10 protein-coding genes are annotated in these 7,186 nt (G+C 49.5%); 5 read left to right on the top strand and 5 right to left on the bottom strand.

The annotated features are described in order from the left end of the window. Nucleotides 1–912: 912 nt before the first annotated feature. Genes BN1130_RS06870 through BN1130_RS22175 form a run of 4 tightly spaced genes read right to left on the bottom strand, consistent with a single transcriptional unit; the run spans nt 913 to nt 2,754 of the window. Nucleotides 913–1,296, bottom strand: coding sequence for a hypothetical protein (locus BN1130_RS06870; RefSeq protein ID WP_042041052.1), 384 nt, complete (start codon nt 1,294–1,296; stop codon nt 913–915). A gap of 33 nt (nt 1,297–1,329) precedes the next feature. After that, the gene (locus BN1130_RS06865; protein ID WP_042041051.1) at nt 1,330–1,791 is read right to left on the bottom strand and encodes a hypothetical protein; all 462 of its coding nucleotides are present in this window, start codon (nt 1,789–1,791) and stop codon (nt 1,330–1,332) included. Between the two features lie 37 nt (nt 1,792–1,828). Continuing rightward, on the bottom strand, nt 1,829–2,353 hold the full coding sequence (locus BN1130_RS22180; protein ID WP_137736234.1) for a hypothetical protein: 525 nt from the start codon (nt 2,351–2,353) through the stop codon (nt 1,829–1,831). Between the two features lie 50 nt (nt 2,354–2,403). Continuing rightward, complete coding sequence (locus BN1130_RS22175; RefSeq protein WP_157013935.1) at nt 2,404–2,754, bottom strand: hypothetical protein; 351 nt, start codon at nt 2,752–2,754, stop codon at nt 2,404–2,406. A 126-nt stretch (nt 2,755–2,880) separates the two neighbouring features. On the opposite strand from BN1130_RS22175, the gene BN1130_RS21580 reads away from it, so the two are divergent. Further along, nucleotides 2,881–3,537, top strand: coding sequence for a plasmid SOS inhibition protein A (locus BN1130_RS21580; protein WP_198135244.1), 657 nt, complete (start codon nt 2,881–2,883; stop codon nt 3,535–3,537). Nucleotides 3,538–3,858: 321 nt separating this feature from the next. Here the strand turns inward: BN1130_RS21580 and BN1130_RS06845 are convergent, their stop codons facing one another. Next, nucleotides 3,859–4,527, bottom strand: coding sequence for a hypothetical protein (locus tag BN1130_RS06845; RefSeq protein ID WP_042041047.1), 669 nt, complete (start codon nt 4,525–4,527; stop codon nt 3,859–3,861). 149 nt (nt 4,528–4,676) lie between these two features. Between BN1130_RS06845 and BN1130_RS22170 the strand changes: the two genes are divergently transcribed. The 4 genes from BN1130_RS22170 (at nt 4,677) to BN1130_RS06830 (ending at nt 6,900) form a co-directional block, all read left to right on the top strand. Continuing rightward, a complete protein-coding gene (locus tag BN1130_RS22170; protein ID WP_157013933.1) occupies nt 4,677–4,889 on the top strand; it encodes a hypothetical protein in 213 nt (70 codons plus the stop codon). Next, nucleotides 4,886–5,320: a hypothetical protein gene (locus BN1130_RS06840; RefSeq protein ID WP_042041046.1), complete on the top strand. Its 435-nt coding sequence runs from the start codon at nt 4,886–4,888 to the stop codon at nt 5,318–5,320. Before BN1130_RS22170 ends, BN1130_RS06840 begins: the two co-directional genes overlap by 4 nt. A gap of 15 nt (nt 5,321–5,335) precedes the next feature. Next, on the top strand, nt 5,336–6,073 hold the full coding sequence (traT, locus tag BN1130_RS06835) for a complement resistance protein TraT (protein WP_042041044.1): 738 nt from the start codon (nt 5,336–5,338) through the stop codon (nt 6,071–6,073). A gap of 419 nt (nt 6,074–6,492) precedes the next feature. Next, nucleotides 6,493–6,900, top strand: a complete 408-nt coding sequence (locus tag BN1130_RS06830; RefSeq protein WP_042041043.1) for an H-NS family histone-like protein — start codon at nt 6,493–6,495, stop codon at nt 6,898–6,900. The last annotated feature ends 286 nt before the right edge of the window (nt 6,901–7,186 follow it).

Below are 7,186 nucleotides of genomic sequence, written 5' to 3'. Positions count from 1 at the left end.
ACATCAACACAATGACGGGAGCGCGCCAGCAAAAGCCGAGGATCGGCCTAACCAAGTGTCCGGATTTAGTTGACCACTACACAGAACGAACAGCAAAGGGCTGCGTGTGAAAGACAGTGTGTGGTTCGAAATGACCTAAAAAAGTTACTATATTTAAGTGTTTGAATACGCAGGTAAATGTTACATCTAACAGTTAAGAAGGATCCGGAAGACATGGATACGCTGACTGGTGTCGACGGGCCTCATGTACCATGTGCCAGTAAGGGAATCCTCGCAATACTCCCAGCTTCCCCCCTGATACTCCGCACAAAGTTTATCCATGAATGAATAGACCAGGTTTTCCATGAAACGAGCACCAATGCCCAAGGTTTTCAGCAGGCGAATATGCTGAGATGATACGGTGTGAACCTTCAACGGCTGACGCGCTACAACTGCAGTTTGCATAGTTAAGATCTCCTATGGCCACGCACCCCGGCCGACGGGTTCGATATAACTTACCGACCAAAATATAATAGCAGAATGATGTTAAATCATCAAGGTTTGCAGTACCGCAATATCATAATTTTAAACCTCAGATCTGACGAGCGCGCGCAGCGCTGGCGAGTATAAGGCCGCGCCCCGTTGTCGATATTCGGGAAAGTGGCAGGTCGGCCGAAACTTCTTTGGGGTGTTTATCTGAGGCAGGCTCCCCCCCCTTCCTGCCAAACCGTCTTTGCGGCCCGGGACAGAACAGTCACTACGGAGAGGGTGGGTCCGCTTGCGGACAACGATATCAAGGCTGCATTTCTCTTAGGCATCCGGCCCTAGCGATAGCCCGAGACCGGAACGGGCTCGGCGAGTCTGCGGCCGGCGAAGCCGACCGCATAGACGAGTGGGACGGACGAGCGCTTTAGCGCGAGCCGAAGGGGCCCCCTATTTACCCTGCAACTTAGTGGAACGTTTGCCGATAAACGATTCAAGGACCTGGATCATCTCTGCACTCTCCGGCCTTATCCCTTCGACATGCCAAGACAATGACCTCCTGGGCACATCGAAGGCGACGGCAATTTGAGACAGATTGCCTGTAAATTCATAGTCCTGACCCGCAAATACCGTCATCATCCCCTTCAGTCCGAGAGCCGTTCTGACCTTGGTTATGCGCTTATGTAAACCTGGCTGAGAGATGTCACTCTTCTTGGCTACTGACACTTGTGACTTTCCATAACACATGACCTGGATGATCTGCCGTGTAGACAAAGGATCCAAACCAATTGCCTCACACGCCTTTCGGACTTCCCTTTGCTTGAATTTGTACATGTTTTCCCTATGGCCACGTAACCCGGCCCCGGCTCAATGAATTTGGATGTTCTTCGGTTCTACGCCATACAGCGCCTGAAGTTCTTGGATAGTGGAGCTCAATAGATGATGGTCATCGGCCTTGCAGGACCTCGTGACGACGGCTTTACTCTGCAACCCATCAAGATACTTGACGGACTTCATCGAAATGCCGCCCTGGACGTATTCCTTTGTAACGATGATCCGTTGTCGCATTTGTCGTAGCATCTCGTTCCTCTGCTTCTTCCACGCACGAAACGCCTCAATGCCTTGAGCTGTAACTGACTCTATTGCGATGCCAATGGATGTTAACTGCTTAAGCGCAACGCAATATTCTGCAGACGCATTACTGCAACCCGTCACTTTCCTTGCGTTTGCCGAAAAGACAACCTCACTCCCGCTCCTGGACATACAGGTCTGACGTCCTAGGGCCAACCACATTGCACACTGCACTGCCTCTTGCTGATGCTGTTCCATACTTGTCCTTAAGCCACGTAACCCGGCTACGGTTTGATTACTGTTTTTTCTGTGCAGCGGCGCGCTGCGCAGCATGAACCACACACTTCGGTGCCCACCCCTGACGGCAAGAGAAGAGAGCTAAGTCTTCGCCACTGAGCTCATGTAGGATTGCTGGTGATGAGCTCATAACTCTTTTGAACGCACCATCGTATTGCAAAGCCACAGATATTGCGTGCCCCAGCGAGTCGACATTGCAGTGCTGCAATTCCGAAGCAGCAATGCAACGACCATCAACGTAGTACGAATCGACTACTTGTAAGCGATGGCCAGCCACTTCCCTGACCTCCACAACAGCGACCACCTCACGACTTACCCAATAGGCTTCTGAAGCCTGCCATTTAACAATGCCATGCTGCTGTAGAACGGCTGCTGCACTCTGCCATGCGGCATCTTGAGTAGGTAGCGGATGACCATACTCATAGAATGCTGGGGAACGTGATTGCCATATCCATCCCTCACGGTATGGGATGAGCTTGACCTGACGGACACGTAATGACTCTTGGAAATTGCTCGGCAACATAATGCCTCCTATGGCCACGCACCCCGGCCAACGGGTTGGACGTCATGTCCTTAACTACTTTCAGATATGTTGATCGGTAATGAGAATGGTGGCCCAAAGTACGGCTGCCCACTTGCCACGAGAAGCAACGCCGCAAGAAACTCACTCTGTTCTTTTGGGCCGAAGCCAGCCGCTTTCATCATAGCGTCCAACCTTTTTACATCGTCCTGATGCATAAGAAAACGACGCTCTACAATGCCTTGAGCCGCACGTTTCCGGCGAACTTCAGCCATCCCGTCCTTAGGTGTAACACGTTCTTCAGGTCGGACTTTTGGCCTACCAGGCCCTCTAACATGCTCCACCATAATAAAATTAACGCCGTTATTTTTAATATAAAGTACGCTTAAAAATCCTGAATGCAAGTTTTTTTCATAATAGCAGATAAAAATAAATAACTCCCGAGATTAACAAGCATCTGTTATTATTTATGAAAGGGAGATGACTCCCGAACCCGTTGGCCGGGGTGCGTGGCCCTACTGGACATGACTATGTATTATCCAATTATTCCCTATGATCCCCTTCCTGCTGCTGTTGCATACTCACAGCACTATGTACTCAGTCGAAAGGTTGTCGGACAGATACCCTATGCAAGGGCATTTTTCCGGCATCTGACCGGCAGAAGTAACATCAATGCAACTGCACTACAGCGGATCATCCCGCTCTACAACCCGAGGGCTTATCGGTACCTGTCAAAAGCCCGGATTCTGGATGCCCTTGATACCGCTATCGCTACCAGAGGTGCATTTTTTCCCCATCCACTTCCTCTGGATCTGCAGGATAGGCTCTTCCCGTATCAGGCCCACAGAAAAGAACAGCGGACTCTTCATCACATTGATATTCACCTGAATCGGGATCGTAAAGTAGCGATGAAGCGCAGAAGTGTGCAACATGCGGCCTATGACACCGAAGTCGACCGGGCATGGCAAGCACTGTCCGCCAGCACAAGGCAAGGGCTCGGAGCGTGGTACAGTGAGTGGAGCGAGCACGAGGTGAATGGTAATAGCTTTTCTGACTACACCTTTCGGTCGCTCCTCGCTCGGTGGCATAGAGTTCATGCCGATGGTCCATGGTCGTGGGACGATCTTTACCACTCAATACCGACCTGGAAAGTAGTTCTTGATATGCAATTAGACATCACCGACTAGAGGAAATAGTTGAGATGAGCGGGACAGTGAAGTTGTCTGATTTGACGTACATGGGAAAAGTGGAAGGGAGGCATGCCTGGTCATATGACGATAGTTGGTATTACTGGACAGAGAAATCGAATGTGGTGACGTCAGACCTGCAGGGGAGCTTGGTGGTCTGCCGGCTGACCCTGACTCTGTCTCGAGACACACAGAACACCATACGCCCTTTCACGAAAACTGATGCCAAGAAAGCCATCGTGAGTACATTGAACTAGGTTAGAAACATTCCTTCTTCGGCGGCCTGAGAGATGCCGCCGAACCTTGCAGTACTGCAAACCATCATTTTTCCGAAGAGAATCTCTCGATCACATCCCTCACTGCATCCTCCATGCTTTTCTTCTGTGCATCGTTATAAATTTTCCGGTATAGGCGCTTGAATTCAGGGCTAGATGGGACCAGGCCTGTCACAGTACGGAGCAACTCAGAAGGCGTGCCAGTTATGCCATTGACCGTGTATTGAGCACCCTTTCCAGAAGCTGTTACACCCACACCAGGGGCTCCCAGGTAGGGTTGCTTGGCGGTCATCGCTGCTGCAACTTCAGCCTTTACCTGTTGGATGGCCGCTGATTGGCTCAGGCTTCGTTTTGGGTCGTATCGATGATTCTTCAGGTTGTGAACCCGCTTAACAGCGAACGCCGCTTCCTCGGAAGTTAAGGCGGGAAACGACCTCAAGAATTCATTCCAGATAGGCCCTCTGGATCGGGGTAGCTTAATTGACCTCAGTTTCGTCGACACAGCTTGAGATGAAATGCCCAGCCTAGTCGCAACCGCACTTTGCGTTACTTCAAACACATAAACCAGTGTAGCGATCAGCTTGACTTCCTCTGATACCGGGCCCAGTGAGTCAAGAACATCAGCGAGCACCTTCTCTTTGTCAGGATCAGCCTGCTCGGTTGATGTTTGATGTTTGACCCACTCTTTCAGCATTTCTACACGTTCGCTCATCATCGCCACTCCTGTTACCGCAGCAAATATAATAGCAGACAAAGATAAAATAAAAACACCCCCTATAGGCAGTGTCGATAATACTGTTTTCAGCACACGCTTTTGATTTGGAATGTGGCAAAATGTCATTATTGAGCTGATAAGGCATGCGTATGACTCATTCTGTATTGGTCTCTGATCGGAACATTTCTGTCGATACACCGGGCTATACGATTACCGGGTTTCCCTCAGAACAAGCCGCACACTTGTTCCTTTCCTTAGGTCTGGCCGTCCCCCCTCCAGCGGAGGATCCGTTCTATCAATATTTTGAAGAGCCGTTCACGTTAACCGTCCAATTGGATGAAGGCCTGGATGTTTACGAATGATGAAATCGCCTGTGCCTTCGCAGCTCGACACGCCAGAAACTATTCGGGCCACCTTTGCTCTCACATTGCCTCCTGAATGCCATCTGTCGATCTCCTATTTTTGTGAACCCCAACGGACAGAGATGACATTTGTCATCCGTGATAACCACATGTTGGAACTCACGCCAGTTCATAGAGCAATCGCCTCATTCAAATTAGTGAGTCATGCCCATTCTGCTACGGAGAGCATTATTTTGGCTGGAGAGTCAGCGATGGCTCGGCTCTCAACTCAAGCTGGTGATGTTTACTCAATTGATAAGAGAGAACTCCCTCGACTGAAAGAGTTTCTACAACAGATCCCGGGCATCCGCCTGCTTTACACCGCTAACGTGCTGGGTCATCTACTCAAGGATGGCTCGAATAAACAGCACGAATTCATAACCACTTTTTAGACCCCTGGAGAACCCATGAACAAGCATATTCTTGCGATCACACTGGCCTCAACTCTGGCACTCACAACTGGTTGCAGCGCGGTACATACAGCCGTCGCAAAACGGAACCTCGATGTTCAAACCAAAATGTCCGAGACCATTTTTTTGGAGCCGGTGTCTCCGAGCGAAAAAACGGTGTATCTACAGATCAAAAACACCTCCAACCAAGATCTGTTGGTCGACTCGAAAGTAGCCCAGTCAATAACAGCAAAAGGCTATCGCGTTATCTCTAATCCAGAAGATGCCCATTACTGGATCCAGGCGAATGTGCTCAAAGTTGAAAAAATGGACCTGAGAGCAGCACAGTCTGCGTTGGAAGGAGGGTGGGGGGCCGGTGCCTTTGGCGCAGCAGCAGGCGCTTCTGCCATCGGCTACAACAGCAGTTCTACAGGCGCAGCTGTAGGAGCTGGGCTTGTTGGGGCGCTGGTCGGTGTCGCAGCCGACGCGATGATCGAGGATACGTCGTACACCATGATCACCGACCTGCAGATTGCTGAGCGCGTCCCGAATGGGGTCACTGTTGTGACCAATGACCGCACCAAGCTGAAACAAGGGACGTCCGGTTTTAAAGAACAAAGCAGCACGCAAAGTGGATCGCGTCAGAAGTTCCAGACAAGAATTGTTAGCACTGCAAATCAAGTTAACCTGGAATTCACCGATGCCAAGCCAGTTCTTGAAGAACAGCTGGCGAAATCAATCTCTGGCTTGATGTAATTAATTGCAGGAACCACAACGAACAGTGTTGAAATTGGGGGCTATTAATACATTTATGGCCCTCAATTTAACATCTCCGCATGAGACATCTATACATCATGATCAGAGCCATTCGCTCTGTACTGATCTCATAAGAAACTAGACCTAAACGACGACACATAACACTCGAAGAGTTAGTTACACAACCCACGAATGAGGTTCTAAAATCACATTTTCATACGACGTTCCAACTCTCCAGATAAGAAGCTATCGCATTGAATCAGAAGGAAGATTATCTTTTGGTTAAAATTTCATTGTTTAAACAAACTAGGATTATTTTTTGTTGACAGTTATTTTTTGCTACCTGATACTTTCCTCCATCAAATCAACATTCGATTTTTCCACACAGCCATGATCATATTATTGGGGATGATTCAATAATGAACGAATTTCTTAAAGTACTGCTTAACGTGCGTAGCCTCCGTGCCGCTTTGCGTGAAATCTCCTTTGAACAACTGAAGGAAGTCCACGAAAAATTTCAAACTATTTTCGAAGAGCGCGAAGAAGCCGAGCTCAAGGAAATGCAAATTCGCGAAGACCACCAGAAGAAACTGGCTGAATACACAGAACTCCTGAAACAGGCAGGGATTGATCCGAGCGAACTCATACCAGCATCAGTGCCTGCAGGCCCTGCTGCCAGTACGAAAAAACAACGAGCTCCCCGGCCCCCGAAATACCGTTATATCGATGATGGCAATGAAAAGTTCTGGACCGGTCAAGGGCGCATGCCAAAGGTTATTGCTGACGCTGTTGCCGCCGGGAAGAGCTTGGACGATTTCCTTATCTAAAGGACTCTATGAAACGGGCAGAAACTATCTGCCCGTTTCAATATCTTATCCGTTTATCAGTCTGTCCTCTTAATCCTCCATTCCTAACCTCCATTCCAACTATGCTCGGTTGATGGGCCCTCAGACATGAGTTGCTGAACAGGCTCATTTACTGCCTTACAGCAACGTCTAGGGAGATGCATCTCCCAGCAGCATGCTCCACTGGACCAGATCTCGCACCACCAGGTGATGACCCCGGCGCACCGCCACGCCTGGGGACTTGGCCATAGTCCAGCAGCACGCCCAC

It is taken from the genome of Aeromonas rivuli, assembly GCF_000820045.1.
Classification (GTDB): domain Bacteria; phylum Pseudomonadota; class Gammaproteobacteria; order Enterobacterales; family Aeromonadaceae; genus Aeromonas; species Aeromonas rivuli.
Note: the sequence above shows the minus strand (reverse complement) of the source record. Positions and strands in the feature narration are given on the sequence as shown.

What these genes read in the sequence shown, in the direction of transcription:
- BN1130_RS06840 (WP_042041046.1), top strand. Translation starts at nt 4,886, where the DNA reads ATGATGAAATCGCCTGTGCCTTCGCAGCTCGACACGCCAGAAACTATT.
- BN1130_RS21580 (WP_198135244.1), top strand. Translation starts at nt 2,881, where the DNA reads ATGTATTATCCAATTATTCCCTATGATCCCCTTCCTGCTGCTGTTGCA.
- BN1130_RS22180 (WP_137736234.1), bottom strand. Translation starts at nt 2,353, where the DNA reads ATGTTGCCGAGCAATTTCCAAGAGTCATTACGTGTCCGTCAGGTCAAG.
- BN1130_RS06865 (WP_042041051.1), bottom strand. Translation starts at nt 1,791, where the DNA reads ATGGAACAGCATCAGCAAGAGGCAGTGCAGTGTGCAATGTGGTTGGCC.
- BN1130_RS06870 (WP_042041052.1), bottom strand. Translation starts at nt 1,296, where the DNA reads ATGTACAAATTCAAGCAAAGGGAAGTCCGAAAGGCGTGTGAGGCAATT.
- BN1130_RS22170 (WP_157013933.1), top strand. Translation starts at nt 4,677, where the DNA reads ATGACTCATTCTGTATTGGTCTCTGATCGGAACATTTCTGTCGATACA.
- BN1130_RS06845 (WP_042041047.1), bottom strand. Translation starts at nt 4,527, where the DNA reads ATGATGAGCGAACGTGTAGAAATGCTGAAAGAGTGGGTCAAACATCAA.
- traT (WP_042041044.1), top strand. Translation starts at nt 5,336, where the DNA reads ATGAACAAGCATATTCTTGCGATCACACTGGCCTCAACTCTGGCACTC.
- BN1130_RS06830 (WP_042041043.1), top strand. Translation starts at nt 6,493, where the DNA reads ATGAACGAATTTCTTAAAGTACTGCTTAACGTGCGTAGCCTCCGTGCC.